Raw genomic sequence first — 16,789 nt, 5'->3', positions numbered from 1 at the left:
AGGATTATGAAGCCGAAGCAAGCATAGAAGGTGGAATGAGCATCTACGGCGGGAATTATGCATTTCCCGCGCCATATTTTCAACGACGGCGCGGCAAAAACACCTTATCTACTGATAAATAAAACAATTATGTTTTCACTCGCCGTTCGGCGCATCAACGGAAAAACCGGGCGGGAGACAAGCGCATCGTCTCCATTCAGAGACAAATTAAGCCAGTAAATAATTTATTTATATCTATCAATTAATTACACGTCTCCGTTTGGAGACAGTGCGCTTCGCCGTTGTCGCCGGATGCCAACGGTTTAAAAGTCCCGCTGGCTCAAAATGCTCAAACGGGCGCGGTAGCCATTTCTGATATGCTGGCAGGCGATCTCCTGCGCCGCTTCGCGATCGCGCCGCGCCAGCGCATCGACGATCAGCTGGTGCTCTTTTTTCGCTTCCTCGGTCCGTTCCGGCAGCTCATAGGTGGTGCCGCGCAACAGCGACAGGTGAATACGCAGGTTATCCAGCATTTCATTCAGGTAAGGATTATGGGTTGAACGATAAATCTGACGATGAAACAACCGGTTATGATCATGCAGCCGTTTACTGTCGCTGATTTTCCGTTCGGCGTCGACCATATCCTGCAACAGGCCGATCTCCTCTTCGGACGCCGAGGTGACGGCAAGTTCGATAGCCAGCCGCTCCAGCCCCTCGCGCACCGCAAATAGCTGGCGCAGCCGCTCATAGCTCAGCTGGGCGATCATCAGTCCGCGCTGCGGGCCGGGTTCAACCAGCCCCAGCGTTTCCAGACGGTGCAAGGCTTCACGAATCGGCGTACGGCTCAAACCGAACTGCTTCGCCAGCCGGGCCTCCTGTAAACGTTCTCCCGGCAATAGCTCGCCGTTTTCAATCGCGGCTATCAGGGTATCAAAAGGCGATAAGGCCGCTTCTCGGTCAGTCAGTTTTAGATTCATAATCCGTCAGTTTGTGATTGAGTCATTTAAACAGGCGTACGGCGGGTGGGCCGAAAGCTCTCATTATATCCCCGCGCGATCCGTTCGCCGGAACGGCAGGCGGCAACGAGTTGAAAACATTTCAAGTTTGCCCGAGGTTACGCCATTGGCAATATCCCGTATTGCTTATTTTGTTCTTTGCTTAGCTAAAAAGCATCTTTGCGTCGGCGGGCTCTGTTGTTATTCTCTTTTATCATACGGTATACAATTGAATGCAAAAAAAATGAAAACCCTGTGCGATCCGCCATCCGCGCTTTTCAGCAGCACGGTTTTTCGCTTGCCTAAGGAGTCATTTCGATGACCACGACCCTTGCGCTCACGCGCGGAGAACAGCTTAATCAGTTTATCAGTCAGGCGCCCCGGCTGCCGATTCCCGACGCCGTCCTGCATGAAGCCAAACGCGCGTTGGTGGATTATCTGGGCGTGGCGCTGGGGGCCGTTAACGATGATGCCGTACGGGCGGTGCGTCAGGTCGCCGAGCGCTGGAACTCGCAGGGGGAGGCGCAAATCTTTCTCGGCGGCAGAAGCGCGCCGGCGCTGGCGGCGCTGGTCAACGCCACCATGTCGCACGCCGCCGACTACGACGACACCCATCCGGCCGGCGCCGGGCACCCGAGCGGCCCCTGCTGGTCCGCCGCGTTGGCCATGGCGCAGGCGCATCACGCCAGCGAACGGGCTGCGCTTATCGCCTTCATTACCGGCTTTGAAGTCATGGCCAAGCTGGGCGGCGGCTGGGTGCCCGGCGTGGGCCGCAATCTGCAACGGAGGGGCTTCCACCCGACGTCGATCGTCGGGCGGGCGGGCGCCGCCGCCGCCGCCGCGTCAATCCTGCGTTTGAATCCGCAGCAGATCGCCAATGCGCTGGGCGCGGCCGCCACCATGATGGGCGGGCTGCAGAAATCCTCCGGCACGCATGGCAAACCGTTTCATGCCGGTAAAGCGGCGATGGACGGCATTATGGCCGCCGAACTCGCCGCCGACGGTTTTGTCGCCGCGCACCATTTCTATGAAACCGACGGCTGGGTGAAAATATTCATTCAGGACGGCAGCGCGGAAGTGCCCCCGCTGGATTTCGGCCAGAGCTGGGAACTGCTGACCAACGGCTACAAACTCTACGCCAGCTGCCGCGGAACGCATGCGTCGATAGAAACGGCGCGCGGCCTCTATCCACAGCTTAACGGCCGCAAAATCAAACGCATTCACGCCAAAGTGCATCCGATGGGCGTGGTGAACGCCGGCATCGCCAATCCGCGAACGCCGCTGGAAAGTAAATTCAGCATTCCGCACTGCATTACCCTCGCGCTGAGCGGCTATCAATTGGCCGATACCGACTTTACCCAGCAAACCGTCGACGATCCGCGCCCGCGCCAGCTGCTGCCGCTGCTGGAAGTGGAAGCGGTCGACGGCCAGTCCGCCAGCTCCGCCTTTATCGATATCTGGCTGGAAGACGGGGAGCGCCTGCACGGCGAAACCCAGGTTTATCGCGGTCATGCGGAAAATCCGCTCACCGACGAAGAGCTGCGCGCCAAGTTCGCTACGCTGACCGTACCGCTATTGGGCGCCGCCGATAGCGATAGGCTGTATCAGGCCGCGGTCAATTTTGAACGGCCGGGCTCGCTGTCCGCCATCAGCGAAATTTTAGCCGGACGCGCCTAACGCCAACCCACTTAACCATCGGGTCCGGCCCTCTCTGACGGCCGGACCCGATTGCAACATTTGACAGGATCCCCACTTCATGACCATTGCCCGCCAGTTTGCCCGTAACCTGTTGGCGTTTTCCCGCCAGACTTTTTCCGCCGACGCCCTGGCGCACGCAAGAACCGCCATTATTGATACGCTGGGCGTCACGCTGGCGGGCGGCGTACAGGATGGCGCGGAAAAACTGCGGGCGGTTATCGTCCCTTCGGCGGCGCCGGGGAAAAGCCGGATATTCGGCACGGATTTGCGGCTCAACGCGCTGGATGCCGCGTTGCTGAACGGCACCTCCGCGCACCTGCTGGATTTCGACGATTCCAACTCCTGGCTGCACGGGCACATTTCGGTCGCGGTTCTGCCGGCGCTGCTGGCGCTGGCCGATGAACGGCAATCCGACGGATGGGAGATACTGCGCGCCTACCTGGCCGGTTACGAAACCGCGGCGCGGATGGGGAAAACGGTCAGCCCGTTTCAATACCGCCACGGCTGGCATCCGACCACCTCGGTCGGCATCTTCGCCGCCGTCGCCGCCGGCGCCGTCTTGCTCGGCCTTAATGAAGAACAAACGGCTACCGCGCTGTCGATTAGCGCGTCGTTGGCCTCCGGCATCAAGTCCAACTTCGGCAGCCAGACCAAATCGCTGGCGGTCGGACACGCCAACCGCAATGCGGTAATGGCGCTCTTGCTGGCCCGCCAGGGATACAGCGCCGGCTCGACCGCCTTTGAGCATCACCACGGTTATTTCAACGTCTATAACCGCGGGCCGGAAAACTACGACAGCGCCCCGCTCACCGAAAGCTGGGACGCGCCGTCGCATATCCTCGATCGGGTCAAGGGCAACAGCTTTAAGTATTTCCCCTGCTGCTATGCGATCTTATCGCCGCTGGACGGGCTGCTGGCCCTGCGTGAGCAGACTGCGCTGCCGGCCGAACAGATCGCGCATATTCAGATCGCCGTTCACCCGATCCGTTTCCCGCACATCAACATACCGAGGCCGGAAACTCCGCTGGCCGGGAAATTCAGCCTGCATTACTGTATAGCCCGCGCCTGGGTGAAAGGCCGGTTAACGCTGGATGACTTTATCGACGACGCCGCATTCAACGATCCGCTCACCAATGCCCTGATGGAGAAAGTGGAGCTGCGTCGCCACGATGAGGAAACGACCCATAGCGCGCAGGTCGCGCTGATCGCTCAGGACGGACGGCGTTTTGAGCGCCATGTGGCGGGAGCGATGGGCTCAAGCGCGGATATCCCGTTGCCGGACGACCTGATTAAACGGAAATTCCTCGATTGCGCCGGCCGGGCCATGCCGCTTGAGGCGGCTCAAGCGCTGTATCGGCGTCTGCTGCAGGATGATTTCCGCTAATGCCGGCTACCGGCCCCGGCCGGTGATTGCGGCGTCGCCTCTCCGGCGCTGCCGCGCCGCTTAAGGAAGCGGCGGCGCCGTTCATCACGTTATTATGAGATGGTTTACTATGCTCACTCTGATCCCGCCGGAAATCTCGCCGCTGTTTGCCGGCATCCTGGTGTTTTGCAGTTTTCTCACCTCCGCCCTGACCGCCGCGCTGGGGCTGGGCGGCGGCGTGACGCTGTTGGCCATCATGGGATTGGGCATGCCGATCGGCAGCCTGCTGCCGGTGCACGGCATCGTACAGCTCGGCTCAAACCTGAGCCGTACGCTGATCCAACGGCTGTACGTCGCATGGCCGCTGGTGCTTTGGTTTTTCATCGGCAGCGCGGCGGGCGTGGCGCTCGGCTCGCCGGTGGCGGCCAGAATACCGGACGGCATCGCCAAGATCGCGCTGGCGCTGTTTATTTTATGGTCGGTGTTTCATAAGCGCGCGCCGCCCAAAAAGGTCAATCGGCTGTACTTTATTCTCGGCGGAGCGGTGACCAGCATCGGCACGATGATCGTCGGGGCGACCGGGCCGCTGGTCGCCGGGCTTATCAGTTCGCAGGGGCTGACCAAACAGCCGCTGATCGCCACCCATGCCGCCTGTATGGTGCTGCAGCACGGCCTGAAGATCCTCGCCTTCGGCCTGATGGGCTTTGCCTACGCCGACTGGCTGCCGATGCTGGCCGCGATGATCGCCAGCGGCGTACTGGGCACCTGGCTGGGAACCCGGCTGCTGGATAACCTGCCGGAAAAACTGTTTCGCACCGCGTTTCGCCTGACGATGGCGATCCTCAGCGCGCAGTTAATCTGGCAGGGTATCAAGGGATACCTGTAAGCGCAGGAGGATGGCGTTGAGGATCGCGCGCCACTCGGCGTCCGTCATACCCGCATGAAATCCCCGCCTTTACGGAAAACATTTCCGGCGGCGGCGCGTTGTCTGAAGGAGATTCCCGCCCGTGCGGGAACGACAAAGACGCGCGCACCGGCTCCGCTTATTTCTATATCCAATATTTGTCTTTACATAGTGAAATTTGCTATTTGCCATTTCATCTGCGCGCTGAGAATATTGGTATACAAAAGAACACAATAAAATAAATTACCAATAATTACAGCAAGTTAATAAAAAACACACTCGCTATAAGGATTTCCATGTTGAAGAAATTATTTGTTTGCACGGCGGTTATGCTGCTGACGCTGGGGAATACTCTGCCGCCCGCCCGTGCGGAAACCGCCGCGCCCGGCAACGGTGAAACGCTGGAGAAGATTAAGGCCAGAGGGGAGCTGATTTGCGGCGTTCATCCCGCACGTCATGGCTTTTCGGCGATAGACAGCAAAGGGCAGTGGTCCGGATTGGACGTCGATTACTGCCGCGCGCTGGCGGCGGCGATTTTCGGCGACGCCGGCAAAGTCCGTTTTTCCGCGCTCTCCACCGCACAGCGCTTCCCGGCGATTCAGTCCGGGGAAGTCGATGTCCTGTCGCGCAATATCACGGCGTCGTTATCCCGCGATACCTCGCTGGGGCTGAATTTCGCGCCGCCGACGTTCTATACCGGCACCGGTTTTATGGTGCGGGCGGATTCCGGCGTAAAGGCCATCGAGGATCTGGACGGCGCGACGGTCTGCATCACGCCGGGCAGCAGCACCGAACATAACGTGGCGCAGATTTTCGCCGCGCGCAAGCTGCGTTACACCCCCGTGGTGATCGAAAATAACAAAGAGTACGTCGCCGCCTATCTGTCCGGCCGCTGCGATGTCATCGCCCGCGACAAGGTCGCGCTGCCGGGCGTGCGCATTCACGATGCGGAAAACGCCGCCGACCACATCATCCTGCCGGGCATCTACTCGAAAGAGCCGCTGGCGATGGCCGTGCGTCAAGGGGACGATCGCTGGTACGACATCGTCAAATGGGTGGTCTACGCCACATTCAACGCCGAAGAGATGGGCATTAGCCAGCAGAACGTGGACAGCAAGCTGGGCGACGGCGATCCCGATGTGCAGGCGCTGCTCGGCGTAACCGGCGACTACGGTCAAAAGCTGGGGCTGGATAACAAGTGGGCATACAACATCGTGAAGCAGGTCGGTAATTACGCCGACATCTACAACCGTCATTTCGGTCCGCAGACGCCCGCGCCGCTGGATCGCGACCTGAACAACCTCTGGACTAACGGCGGCCTGCTGTACGGTTTGCCGATTCGCTAAACCCGCTTATCCCGGCGTAATGTCGTCGCTATTTACGCCGGGATAAGCATACTCGACAGGTTTTTGCCTGAAATAAAAGAAACACTGATGATTAAACCTCCAGAAAAGATAATCAGCCCAAAAACTTTTCCCTTATCCGCGGAAAAGTTTTTTGCCGCTAAAAATATCTTCGCCCTCATGAGTAATAAATCGTGTCGAGCATGGTTTTATCAGGCGTCGTTCGGCGTGCTGATCGTTCTATTCAGCTACTGGCTATATAGCAACGTGGTGGGTAATTTGCAGTCGCAAAATATCGCGACCGGCTTTGGTTTTCTGCACCATACCGCTCAATTTGAAATCGGCGAAAAACTGATTGATTACAGCGCGCGCGACAGCTATGCCCGGGCGCTGCTGGTCGGCCTGCTCAATACGCTGTATGTGTCGTTTTGGGGCATTATACTGGCGACCGTGCTGGGGTTTTCCGTCGGAATCGCCAGAGTATCGAAGAACTGGCTGCTGTCCCGCGTTGCCGGCGCCTATGTCGAGCTGATGCGCAATGTCCCGGTCATTTTACAGGTGATTTTCTGGTCGGTGGTGATCCGCAATCTGCCCAGTCCGCGTGCCGCCATCGAACTCGGCGAGGTGGGCTTTTTAACCAATCGCGGCCTCGCCGTCGCCATACCGGCCCAACATAGCGGCTGGCTGTGGTGCGCTATCGCGCTGTTGGCGGCGCTGGCCATCAGCGCCGGGCTGAAGCTGGCCGGGCGCCGCCTGCGCGAACATCACGGCCGCGCGTTGCCGGTCGGGCGCATCGCGCTGGTCCTGATCGTCGGTCTGCCGCTGCTGGCCTGGTGGCTCTCCGGCGCTCCCCTGCGGCTTAACCGACCGGAATTGAACGGCTTCAACTTCCGCGGCGGGTTCACCATCAGCCCGGAATTTACCTCTTTGCTGCTGGGCATCGCGCTCTACTCCTCCGCCTTTATCGCCGAAATCGTCCGCGCCGGCATCCAGTCGATCCCGAAGGGCCAGTTGGAAGCCGCGCGTTCGCTCTCGCTATCCTCCTGGCAAATGATGCGCCATATCATTATTCCGCAGGCGATGCGGGTGATTGTCCCGCCGCTGACCAGCCAGTTCGTCAGCCTGTCCAAAAACAGTTCGATCGCCGTAGTGGTCGGCTACCCGGAGCTGGCCAACATCGGCAATACCCTGATGAATCAGAGCGGCCAGGCGCTGGAGGTCATCGCCATTATGATGGTGGTCTACCTGACGATCAGCTGCGTCACCTCGCTGCTGATGAATATTTTTAACCGCGCCGTCGCCATCAAAGAACGCTGAGGAGAGCGCCATGTCATCCCCTTTTTCACTCGCTTGCGCGAGCCCCCGGCTGCTCGCCGCCTGGCGCTGGACGCGCGGCAACCTGTTCAGCAGCCTGCCGCAGACGCTCCTCACCCTGCTGCTGGCGGCGCTATTGGCGGCCATCGGCGAAAAAGCGCTGCGCTGGGGGATTATCGACGCCGTCTGGAATACCGGCGATCCGCAAGTGTGCCGGAACGCCGCGGGCGCCTGCTGGGCGGTGATTGTCGAGAAACATCGGCCGATGCTGTTCGGCCTCTATCCATACGAACAGCACTGGCGGCCGACCATCGCCATGGCCGTCTGGTTTCTGGCGCTGGGCCTGTCGCTGATGCCGCGTTTCTGGCGCGCGCGTATTCTGCTGCCGCTGTGGATATTGTCCGTCATGGCGATGACCGCGCTGATGAGCGGGGGCGTTCTGGGGCTATCGCCGGTGCCCTCCTCCGAATGGGGCGGTCTGCCGCTGACCATCCTGCTGTTTAGCGGCACGGTGTTTATCGGCATGCCATTTTCCGTGCTGCTGGCGCTTGGCCGCCGTTCGCCGCTGCCTTTTTTGCGCAGTTTGTCGGTGATTTTCATTGAAAGCCTGCGCGGCGTGCCGCTGATTACCATTCTGTTTGTGGCCGTCAATGTCTTCCCGCTATTTCTGCCAACCGGGATGGAAGTCAACAAACTGCTGCGTATCGTTATCGGCATCGCGCTGTTCTTCGCCTGCTATCAGGCGGAGGTGATACGCGGCGGTCTGCAATCCGTTCCCCGCGGTCAGTACGAAGCCGCCGCGGCGCTCAACCTGAATTACTGGCATACCACCACGAAAATCATCCTGCCGCAGGCGCTGCGCATCTGTCTGCCGGCGATAACCAACCATATTATCGCGGCGATGAAGAACACCTCTTTCGTGATTATTATCGGCCTGTTCGATATCCTGACCGCCGCCAGCTCCGTGATGCAAGACCCGCTCTGGCGCCGTTATTACATTGAAACCTATCTGTTTATCTCGTTTATTTATCTGTTATTCGGTTTTTCGCTTTCCCGCTACGCGCTGTGGGTGGAAAAACGTATCGACGCCAGCCGCAATCCCGCGACGCTTAACCACGGAGACTTGTCATGAGCAGTCCACTTTCCCCGCGACCGGTTATTGAGATCAAATCGGTCAGCAAATGGTATGGCCAGTTTCAGGCGCTGAACAACGTCTCGCTGAACGTGGCCAAGGGCGAGCGCGTGGTAATCTGCGGCCCTTCCGGCTCGGGAAAATCCACGCTGATCCGCTGTATCAACCGGCTGGAAGAACATCATCAGGGACAGATTTTGGTCAACGGCATAGAGATGAACGACAACATCAAAAACATCAGCCGCATCCGGCTGAGCATCGGGATGCTGTTCCAGCAGTTCAATCTGTTTCCGCACCTGAGCGTGCTGGATAACCTGATCATCGGCCCGACATTGGTCAGGCAGATGAAAAAGCGGCAAGCTATCGAACTGGCGATGCACTATCTGGAAAAAGTGCATATCGCCAATCAGGCGCATAAATTTCCGCTTCAGCTCTCGGGCGGACAGCAGCAGCGCGTGGCGATTGCGCGCGCGCTCTGCATGCAGCCGGAAATTATGCTATTTGACGAACCGACGTCGGCGCTCGATCCGGAAATGATTAAAGAGGTGCTGGACGTGATGCTCGATCTGGCGGACACCGGAATGACCATGATCGTGGTCACCCATGAGATGGGGTTCGCCAAAACGGTGGCCGATAGCGTGATCCTGATGGCCGACGGCGGCGTTATCGAATCCGCGCCGCCGCAAACCTTTTTCAACCAGCCAAAGCACCCGCGCACGCAACAGTTTCTGCAGCAGATCCTGAGCCATTAACCGGTGAATGCCGATATTTCATCGGCATGCCTTACGGCGCTCAGCGCGCCGTAAGCAGTTCCAGACTCCGCTTCGCCAGCTGATAAAGGTAGTGCGCCGTGGGGAACAGCGCCCGGTCGTCCACGCGGAATTTGGGATGATGCAGCGCGTAAGGACCGCCGGATCCCACCATCATAAAGGTGCCCGGCAGCTTCTGCTGATAAAACGCGAAATCCTCGCCGATGGGGCTGGCCTCGACGCGTCGCGCCTCAAACCCCTCCTCGTGCGCCACCTTGAGCGCGAATTCGACCCACTGCGCGCTATTGACCACCGAAGGCGGCCCGGCGTGCCAGATAAACTCGATGTCGGCGCCGAAAGTCGCGGCGATGCCCGCGACGATCTGGCGGAAACGCCGTTCAATCAGCTCGCGCGCCGACTGGCTGAAGGTTCTGACGGTGCCCTCCACATAGGCGGTATCGGGGATCACGTTCCAGGTGCTGCCGCTGTGCACCTGGGTGATGGAGACCACGGCGTTGTTATCGGAGGGAACGGTGCGGCTGATAATGGTTTGCACGGCGGCGATAATTTGCCCCAGAATCACGATCGGATCGTTCCCCTCGTGCGGTTTGGCCGCGTGGCAGCCTTTCGCCGCGATCTTGATTTCAAAACGGTCCACGCCCGCCGTCAACGCGCCGTCTTTACCGCCGATCGTCCCGACGGGCAGCGTGGGGTCGTTATGAATGCCGAATATCGCCGTCGCATTGTCCAGCGCCCCGCTGGCTATCACGTCCGGCGCGCCCAATCCCGTCTCCTCGGCGGCCTGGAATAGAATGCGCACCCGGCCTTTTAATTCGGATTCAACGTTCTTGAGCAAAATGGCGGCGCCCAGCGCGGCGGAGGCGTGGAAATCATGCCCGCAGGCGTGCATGACGCCGGCGCAGCTTGAGGCGAACTCAACGCCGGACTCCTCTTCAATCGGCAGAGCGTCGATATCCGATCGCACCACCACCAGAGGCCCGTCCTGTATCCCGCCGACTTCGGCCACCAGACCGGTTTTCAGCGGCAGTTCGAGAATACGGATCCCCTCTTTTTCCAATACCGCCCTGATTTTCCTGGTGGTTGCAAATTCCTGATTGGATAATTCAGGGTAGCGATGCAAATCGTGCCGAAATGCCTGAATAAACTGAGCCAGCGGCTCATGCTGCGGTGCTGTTTTCATTGGTCTTACTCCATACTCTCTGCCCTGATGAACGAAATGGCTTATCTCACTGGCTTTGGTTCCATCATATTGTCATCCGCCATAAAGATCACCCGATACGCCGCCAAGCGCGCAAATGGCATCTTAGGCGCGGCGGCGCGCAGGCGGCGGAAAACGTCCGCGGCGGTATGGCGAGAGAGGATAGGGAATAATTACATTTCATAATGAAAATAAAATCTTTATTGAAAATCTCCATGCATAAATGCCTAAAGACATGCCTATAAGAACGCGCACCGAACAGGGCCGGGCCCAGGCTATCCCGCCGCTCTTCAATAGGTTCATTTCTTATTCTTATCTTTTCTTTAACATTAATCTTGCATGTAACCAACGCGAAATATAACATTCATGCTAATCATATTAAATTTCATTATCATTTAGCCATTGTCATGCTGAGTCACTCTTCCTGCCTGGAGATGGTGCTATGGCGCAATTGCAAGTGTACGACTTCATCGCTGTAGGTCTGGGACCGTTCAATCTGGGGTTAGCCTGTTTGGCGGCTCCGCTGAAAGGGGTCAATAGCCTTTTTCTTGAGCGTAACCAGGAGTTCAGTTGGCATCCCGGCATGCTGCTGGATGGAACGACTTTGCAGAACCCCTTCCTTGCGGATATGGTGTCCATGGCCGACCCTACCAGCCGCTTCAGTTATCTGAACTATTGCAAGCAACAAGGGGAACTCTACACCTTATATATCAGGGAAAACTGGTATCTCACCCGGCAGGAATTTGATCGTTATTGCAAGTGGGTCGCTGGCCAGCTATCCAATGTGCGTTTTCAGCATGAAGTGTTGGCGATTGACCACGACGAGCGCGAAGGCGCGTACCGTGTCAGCGGCGTGCGTGGCCCTGCTCGCGAACCTTTTCAGCTCTGCGCACGCAAGTTGGTGATCGGCATTGGAAGCACGCCCCACATACCGAGTTGTTGTTCGACGGTGGATGGCGCCCCTCTGGTACATACGTCCGCCTACTTGAAGAACAAGGAATCTCTTCAACGCTGCCGTACGGTCACGGTGATCGGCAGCGGCCAGAGTGGCGCAGAGGTTTATCAGGATCTGCTGCGTGATTCCGAGCAGTACGGCTATCAGCTCAACTGGGTAACGCGCGCGTCGCGTTTTTTCCAAATGGAAACCGCCAAGCTCACCCTGGAATTGATTACGCCGGACTATGGCGACTATTTCTATGGTCTTGAGCCATCGGTAAAAGCAGAAATCCTCGAAGATCAGCGCAGTATTTATAATGGCATCAACCCGTCACTGATATCCGATATTTTCGCCATGCTTGACGAACGTAGGCATCGTCAGGTTTCGCCGACAAGATTATTAACTAACCTTGCGCTTGAAAGCTGCCAATACGAGGCAGATACCAGAAAGTGGCAACTGATTTTTAACCATACCCAGCTTGCCCGGCGTTACCGTTATGCCACGGATGGCTTGGTGCTGGCGACAGGTTATCGCTACTGTTTACCCGACTTCATCGAAGGCATTCGCGATCGCATCCGCTGGAATGCGGAGGGATGCTACGCCCCGTCGCGTAACTGGGCGGTGGATCATGAAGATCGAGAAATCTTTGTCCAAAATGTCGGTTTGCAAAGTCACGGTTTGACGAACCCGGATCTTGGCCTCGCATGTCATCGCAATAGCCGCCTACTGCGAGAATTGACCGGTTACGACTACTATCCTGGGGAGCTTCGCACGGCTTTCCAGGATTTTCAGCCCCCGGCCGATAGCGGCTTCGTGGCATTGCCGTAACGTACATAGGGCGCGATGAAAAATGTCTTTGCGTATAGCCATCTTAATTATGTCGGCATTTGGCGTTATCAGTGATTCGATTCTGATCGCATTCTATCCGCAGTTTTTTGAAGCGCGTTATGGCGTCGTCAGCGCAGTGCATGTAGGCGCTTATATCGCGGCTATTTCCATCGCCGTGATGTGCATGTTGCCGGTATGGGCGCGTGTGGCCCGGCACATAGAAACCATGTACCTGCTGATCTACACCCAGTTCGCCGCAGCCTTGTTTTGCCTTGCTTCGGCTTGGGCTCCAAATATCCAAACCTACTGGCTGCTGACCATGCTTATGTTTATGGCCAAGGCCAGCTACCTGCTGATGTTTCCCTACCTGATGCGTCTGGAAGAACCAAGCAATCATTCCGTCGTGGTCGGCATGCTGTCGGTGGTCATTCACATCGGCGCTATTTTCGGCGCGGCCGTTGGCGGGCAGGTGCTACAGCAGTTTGGGCCAAACGCCTGTATTTGGCTGATGGCGGCGGGGGATCTCGCGCAGATGGGATTGTGTCTATACCTGATTTGTACTGGCAAAGTGGTGAAAATTCTGCGCCGTGACGCGGACAATCAGCCGGTGTTGCCAACCAAACGAAGCCCTCAAGCGCTTTCCGCCCTTCTCAAACTGAGTCTGCTGATGCTGTTGTTCGATTTCGCCGCCTATTTGGTAAGGCCATTCTTTACGCTGCACTGGGAAACAGTGACGGGTATTCAGCAGCAAATGCTCACTGGTTTTGTTTTCGCCATCCCCGGAGTAGTGGCTCTGGTTGCATTGGCCATCAAACATTTCTTCCGCCATCAAACCTGTTTTTTCGATCATACGCTGGGCAACTTGTTGCTGGGCGCTGTCGGATTGGCTTTGCAGGCGCAACCATCGCTGTGGGCGATCGTTATCGGACGCATCCTCTACGGTTGGGCTTTATATCAGATAATCGTCAAGCTGGAAGTCACGTTGTTCCAAGTCAGTACTCCCGAAGGTTATGCCCGCGATTTTTCCGTGGCCAACTTTTTCCAAAACCTCGGCGTGCTGCTGTCGTCTTTCGCGGCAGGTTATGTAGTCAGCCTGATCGGCATCCAGATGACTTTCATTATCGCGGCCGCGGGTATGCTACTTACCGCGTTGATTGATCGGTACACGTTCGGCGTCGATCGGCGCCATGCGGAAATAGGAGAGCATCCTCATGCCTCGTGAATTCGTGATCCCGGCAAAACGTCGTCCAACATTGAATTCCGCATTCTCTTTCAGCCCGCTGGAGCTTCACGCTGACATTGACGTCCTGCATCCTTGGTATCAGATGGACTACGCCTTTTATTGGAACATGCAGGGCTTGAGCCTGGAGCAGACGCGGGCTTTCTATGTCAATGGTCGTGAACATGGTTTAACTACCTACATGGGGTTTTACCAAGGGGCGCCTGCATTCGTCATGGAGTGCTATGACCCGTCCAAGGAGCCGGTTGGGAAAAATTATGCAGTACAGCCGGGAGATATCGGCATGCACTTCTTCGTTGGGCCGAGCTGTACGCCGGTCCACAATTTCACCCTTGATGTGCTGCGCAATGTAATGGCTTTTCTCTTTGACGAGTTGCATGCACGTCGGGTTGTGGTTGAGCCGGATATCCGTAATAGCAAAGTGCACCGGCTTAACACTCTGGTCGGTTTTACCGAGGCGGGTACGGTGGAACTGCCAGGCAAGACGGCCTTACTGGCTTTCTGCACGCCTCAAGATTTTGACCTCGCTCTGAAATAGAGCTGAACGGACAATTGCGCCGCCCGTGATGTGGCGGAAAAGATATTTTAATCAAGTCACGAAGAAGGAGTCCCGGCATGACGTCTTCCCTGGCAAAACACCCCGCTACCGTCGTTCCCCACCTTACGCCTGATGTTTGGCGCAAGGTAAACCGCCTGCTGGTGCGTAAGGCAATCGCCGAATATACCCACGAGCAGGTGTTCATCCCGCAGGCCGTCGGCGCGGGCCATGATACGGGCTGGCAATTTTATGAACTGAAGGCCGATACGGAGAACTGCCATTACCGTTTTGAAGCGCGTCGCATGGCATTGCGGCATTGGCGCATAGAATCGGGAAGCATCCAGCGTATTGTCGAGGGACAAGCAGAGGCTGAATTGGATGCGCTGGTCTTCATCAACGATTTCAAACGCACGCTGGGTATCCCGCCCGATAAGTTGCCTATATATCTCGACGAAATCAGCAGTACGCTGTTCGGAGCCGCTTATAAGCATACACGCCCTCACCTGAGCAGTGCCGGACTCGCCGATGCCGACTATCAGGCTTTCGAGTCGGGGATGCTTGAAGGACATCCATGTTTTGTCGCCAATAACGGCCGTCTTGGCTTTAACGCCTTCGACTACCATGCATATGCCCCTGAAACCGGCGCTCATTTTTCCATCATCTGGCTGGCTGTGCATAAAGACAATGCCCACTTTGCGGCTATTCCCGGGTTGGATCATGACAGCCTGTTACACGCGGAATTGGGAGAGGTTCAGGTGTCGGCTTGGCGTGCTGCCCTGTCCGCACAAGGCTTGTCTCCGGTGGATTACATTTTCATGCCCACGCACCCATGGCAGTGGTACAACAAGCTGAGCATCATGTTCGCTGCCGACATCGCCAATCGTAAGATTGTTCCGCTGGGCGAGAGTGCCGATCGGTACGTGGCCCAGCAGTCTGTACGGACTTACTTCAATGTCTCACATCCTCACAAATGCTATGTGAAGACTTCGTTGTCGGTGCTGAATATGGGCTTCATGCGAGGTCTATCGCCGTATTACATGGCTGGTACGCCAGGGATCAACGCGTATTTGCACCAACTGGTCGAAGCCGACCCGGTGCTGCGCGACTATGGTTTTTCCATTTTGCGTGAAGTGGCCTCGGTAGGCTACCGTAACCGTTACTATGAGGCTGCATTGGAAACCGACAGCCCGTACAAAAAAATGCTCTCGGCGCTTTGGCGGGAAAGTCCGACCCGCTATCTACAGAAGCAGAGCGAGCGTCTGATGACCATGGCGGCGTTGTTGCATATCGATCCCGAGGGCCAAGCGCTGCTACCTGAATTGATCCGCCGTTCAGGATTGACTCCGGAAGTATGGTTACAACGTTATCTGAGCGCTTTCCTGCAGCCGCTGGTGCATTGTTTCTACGCCCACTTACTCGTGTTCATGCCGCACGGCGAAAACCTCATTCTGGTGCTGGAAAACCATGTACCAACTCGCGTCTTCATGAAAGACATTGCCGAGGAATCGGCGATTCTCGATAAGGATGCGAAGATGCCCCCCGGTTTGGAGCGATTGGCCGTAGATGTCCCCGAAGACTACAAAATTTTGGGTATATTCATCGACGTATTCGATGGCGTGTTCCGCCATATGAGCCACATCCTGGAAGAAAACGGCTGCATGGGCGAGGACGATTTTTGGCACGCCGTAGCGGCATCGGTAACAGCATATCAGGATGCACATCCAGAACTGGCCGAGCGTTTTCAACGATATGACTTCTTTGCGCCAACGTTCCTGCACTCCTGCCTGAATCGCTTGCAGTTGAAGAACAACTTGCAGATGGTCGACTTGGCTAATCCGGCAAGCAGCCTGATCATGGCAGAACCGCTGGACAACCCGGTGGCGCCTTTTGCGCCCCGGCGCCAAGAAAAATCCCCCCGTAAAGCATAAATCATGACGGACCGAATTCAGGAGTAATCGTATGTCAAGCTTCATAGCATTGGATACTTTAGCCCAGAACGTCGTGAAAGACATTCCGCAACTGCCGATCGGTGTTTACTGTGACCCTGCTATTTATGCTGAGGAACAGGAGCTGATATTTCGCCGGAGTAGCCTCTATATTGGTCATGAGCAAATGGTGCCCAATGTTGGCGATTGGTATGCATTGCCTCATGATAATCACTCGCGCGTGCTGGTACGTAACGAGAACGAAGTGGCGCTGATTTCTAATGTCTGCCGCCATCGCCAGGCGTTAATGCTCGGCGATTTCAACGTCAATGCGCCACAACACGATATTCATCGGGGCAATTTGTGCGCCACCGGCAATAGAATTATGTGTCCGCTGCATGCCTGGACTTATGATATTCACGGACAAATCATCGGTGCGCCAAAGTTCCGGGATAAACCTTGCCGCAGTCTCCAGAGATTTCCCATTTTCAATGTCTCCGGTTTTCTGTTTGAAGGCGCGCGCGATCCGAATCACGATATTGGGGCATTGTTGCTACGTCCAGAGATAAATTTCAGCGATTATGTCCTCGACCATGTCGAGTTACATAATTGCAAATGCAACTGG

At 56.7% G+C, this 16,789-nt stretch carries 14 protein-coding genes; 12 read left to right on the top strand and 2 right to left on the bottom strand.

What is annotated here, in order from left to right:
* Positions 1-302 precede the first annotated feature (302 nt).
* Entirely contained in the window at positions 303-956 is a 654-nt protein-coding gene (locus tag VSX58_RS14200; RefSeq protein WP_327618667.1) for a GntR family transcriptional regulator, read from the bottom strand.
* 336 nt (positions 957-1,292) lie between these two features.
* On the opposite strand from VSX58_RS14200, the gene VSX58_RS14195 reads away from it, so the two are divergent.
* The 7 genes from VSX58_RS14195 to VSX58_RS14165 all read left to right on the top strand — a co-directional run bounded on the left by VSX58_RS14195 (position 1,293) and on the right by VSX58_RS14165 (position 9,480).
* A complete protein-coding gene (locus VSX58_RS14195; RefSeq protein WP_327618666.1) occupies positions 1,293-2,651 on the top strand; it encodes an MmgE/PrpD family protein in 1,359 nt (452 codons plus the stop codon).
* A gap of 79 nt (positions 2,652-2,730) precedes the next feature.
* Positions 2,731-4,056: an MmgE/PrpD family protein gene (locus VSX58_RS14190; RefSeq protein ID WP_327618665.1), complete on the top strand. Its 1,326-nt coding sequence runs from the start codon at positions 2,731-2,733 to the stop codon at positions 4,054-4,056.
* A gap of 109 nt (positions 4,057-4,165) precedes the next feature.
* Positions 4,166-4,921 (top strand): sulfite exporter TauE/SafE family protein, encoded by a 756-nt coding sequence (locus VSX58_RS14185; RefSeq protein WP_327618664.1) that lies wholly within the window; start codon positions 4,166-4,168, stop codon positions 4,919-4,921.
* A 314-nt stretch (positions 4,922-5,235) separates the two neighbouring features.
* The gene (locus tag VSX58_RS14180) at positions 5,236-6,285 is read left to right on the top strand and encodes an amino acid ABC transporter substrate-binding protein (protein ID WP_327618663.1); all 1,050 of its coding nucleotides are present in this window, start codon (positions 5,236-5,238) and stop codon (positions 6,283-6,285) included.
* Positions 6,286-6,462: 177 nt separating this feature from the next.
* Positions 6,463-7,599, top strand: coding sequence for an amino acid ABC transporter permease (locus tag VSX58_RS14175; protein WP_327618662.1), 1,137 nt, complete (start codon positions 6,463-6,465; stop codon positions 7,597-7,599).
* 10 nt (positions 7,600-7,609) lie between these two features.
* Positions 7,610-8,728 carry an amino acid ABC transporter permease gene (locus VSX58_RS14170; RefSeq protein ID WP_327618661.1) on the top strand — a complete coding sequence of 373 codons (1,119 nt, stop codon included), beginning with the start codon at positions 7,610-7,612 and terminating at the stop codon, positions 8,726-8,728.
* Entirely contained in the window at positions 8,725-9,480 is a 756-nt protein-coding gene (locus VSX58_RS14165; RefSeq protein ID WP_327618660.1) for an amino acid ABC transporter ATP-binding protein, read from the top strand. Before VSX58_RS14170 ends, VSX58_RS14165 begins: the two co-directional genes overlap by 4 nt.
* A gap of 40 nt (positions 9,481-9,520) precedes the next feature.
* Here VSX58_RS14165 and VSX58_RS14160 read toward each other — a convergent pair whose 3' ends face one another.
* Positions 9,521-10,678: a M20 peptidase aminoacylase family protein gene (locus VSX58_RS14160; RefSeq protein WP_327618659.1), complete on the bottom strand. Its 1,158-nt coding sequence runs from the start codon at positions 10,676-10,678 to the stop codon at positions 9,521-9,523.
* A 460-nt stretch (positions 10,679-11,138) separates the two neighbouring features.
* On the opposite strand from VSX58_RS14160, the gene VSX58_RS14155 reads away from it, so the two are divergent.
* The 5 genes from VSX58_RS14155 to VSX58_RS14135 form a co-directional block, all read left to right on the top strand.
* Positions 11,139-12,461, top strand: coding sequence for a lysine N(6)-hydroxylase/L-ornithine N(5)-oxygenase family protein (locus VSX58_RS14155; protein WP_327618658.1), 1,323 nt, complete (start codon positions 11,139-11,141; stop codon positions 12,459-12,461).
* Between the two features lie 22 nt (positions 12,462-12,483).
* Entirely contained in the window at positions 12,484-13,683 is a 1,200-nt protein-coding gene (locus VSX58_RS14150; RefSeq protein WP_327618657.1) for an MFS transporter, read from the top strand.
* Entirely contained in the window at positions 13,673-14,239 is a 567-nt protein-coding gene (locus VSX58_RS14145; protein ID WP_327618656.1) for a GNAT family N-acetyltransferase, read from the top strand. Before VSX58_RS14150 ends, VSX58_RS14145 begins: the two co-directional genes overlap by 11 nt.
* A gap of 77 nt (positions 14,240-14,316) precedes the next feature.
* The gene (locus tag VSX58_RS14140; protein WP_327618655.1) at positions 14,317-16,167 is read left to right on the top strand and encodes an IucA/IucC family protein; all 1,851 of its coding nucleotides are present in this window, start codon (positions 14,317-14,319) and stop codon (positions 16,165-16,167) included.
* Positions 16,168-16,198: 31 nt separating this feature from the next.
* A partial coding sequence (locus tag VSX58_RS14135) for an aromatic ring-hydroxylating oxygenase subunit alpha (RefSeq protein ID WP_327618654.1) occupies positions 16,199-16,789 on the top strand: 591 nt, incomplete at its 3' end.

Source organism: Brenneria populi (assembly GCF_036016195.1).
In the GTDB taxonomy this organism is placed as follows: Bacteria; Pseudomonadota; Gammaproteobacteria; order Enterobacterales; family Enterobacteriaceae; genus Brenneria; species Brenneria populi.
The sequence above is the reverse complement of the archived record's forward strand: the minus strand, read 5'-3'. Positions and strand labels throughout refer to the sequence as shown.

Coding starts and splice junctions, on each gene's coding strand:
- VSX58_RS14170 (WP_327618661.1), top strand. CDS start 7,610: ATGTCATCCCCTTTTTCACTCGCTTGCGCGAGCCCCCGGCTGCTCGCC.
- VSX58_RS14165 (WP_327618660.1), top strand. CDS start 8,725: ATGAGCAGTCCACTTTCCCCGCGACCGGTTATTGAGATCAAATCGGTC.
- VSX58_RS14145 (WP_327618656.1), top strand. CDS start 13,673: ATGCCTCGTGAATTCGTGATCCCGGCAAAACGTCGTCCAACATTGAAT.
- VSX58_RS14180 (WP_327618663.1), top strand. CDS start 5,236: ATGTTGAAGAAATTATTTGTTTGCACGGCGGTTATGCTGCTGACGCTG.
- VSX58_RS14140 (WP_327618655.1), top strand. CDS start 14,317: ATGACGTCTTCCCTGGCAAAACACCCCGCTACCGTCGTTCCCCACCTT.
- VSX58_RS14185 (WP_327618664.1), top strand. CDS start 4,166: ATGCTCACTCTGATCCCGCCGGAAATCTCGCCGCTGTTTGCCGGCATC.
- VSX58_RS14175 (WP_327618662.1), top strand. CDS start 6,463: ATGAGTAATAAATCGTGTCGAGCATGGTTTTATCAGGCGTCGTTCGGC.
- VSX58_RS14155 (WP_327618658.1), top strand. CDS start 11,139: ATGGCGCAATTGCAAGTGTACGACTTCATCGCTGTAGGTCTGGGACCG.
- VSX58_RS14150 (WP_327618657.1), top strand. CDS start 12,484: ATGTCTTTGCGTATAGCCATCTTAATTATGTCGGCATTTGGCGTTATC.
- VSX58_RS14190 (WP_327618665.1), top strand. CDS start 2,731: ATGACCATTGCCCGCCAGTTTGCCCGTAACCTGTTGGCGTTTTCCCGC.
- VSX58_RS14160 (WP_327618659.1), bottom strand. CDS start 10,678: ATGAAAACAGCACCGCAGCATGAGCCGCTGGCTCAGTTTATTCAGGCA.
- VSX58_RS14195 (WP_327618666.1), top strand. CDS start 1,293: ATGACCACGACCCTTGCGCTCACGCGCGGAGAACAGCTTAATCAGTTT.
- VSX58_RS14200 (WP_327618667.1), bottom strand. CDS start 956: ATGAATCTAAAACTGACTGACCGAGAAGCGGCCTTATCGCCTTTTGAT.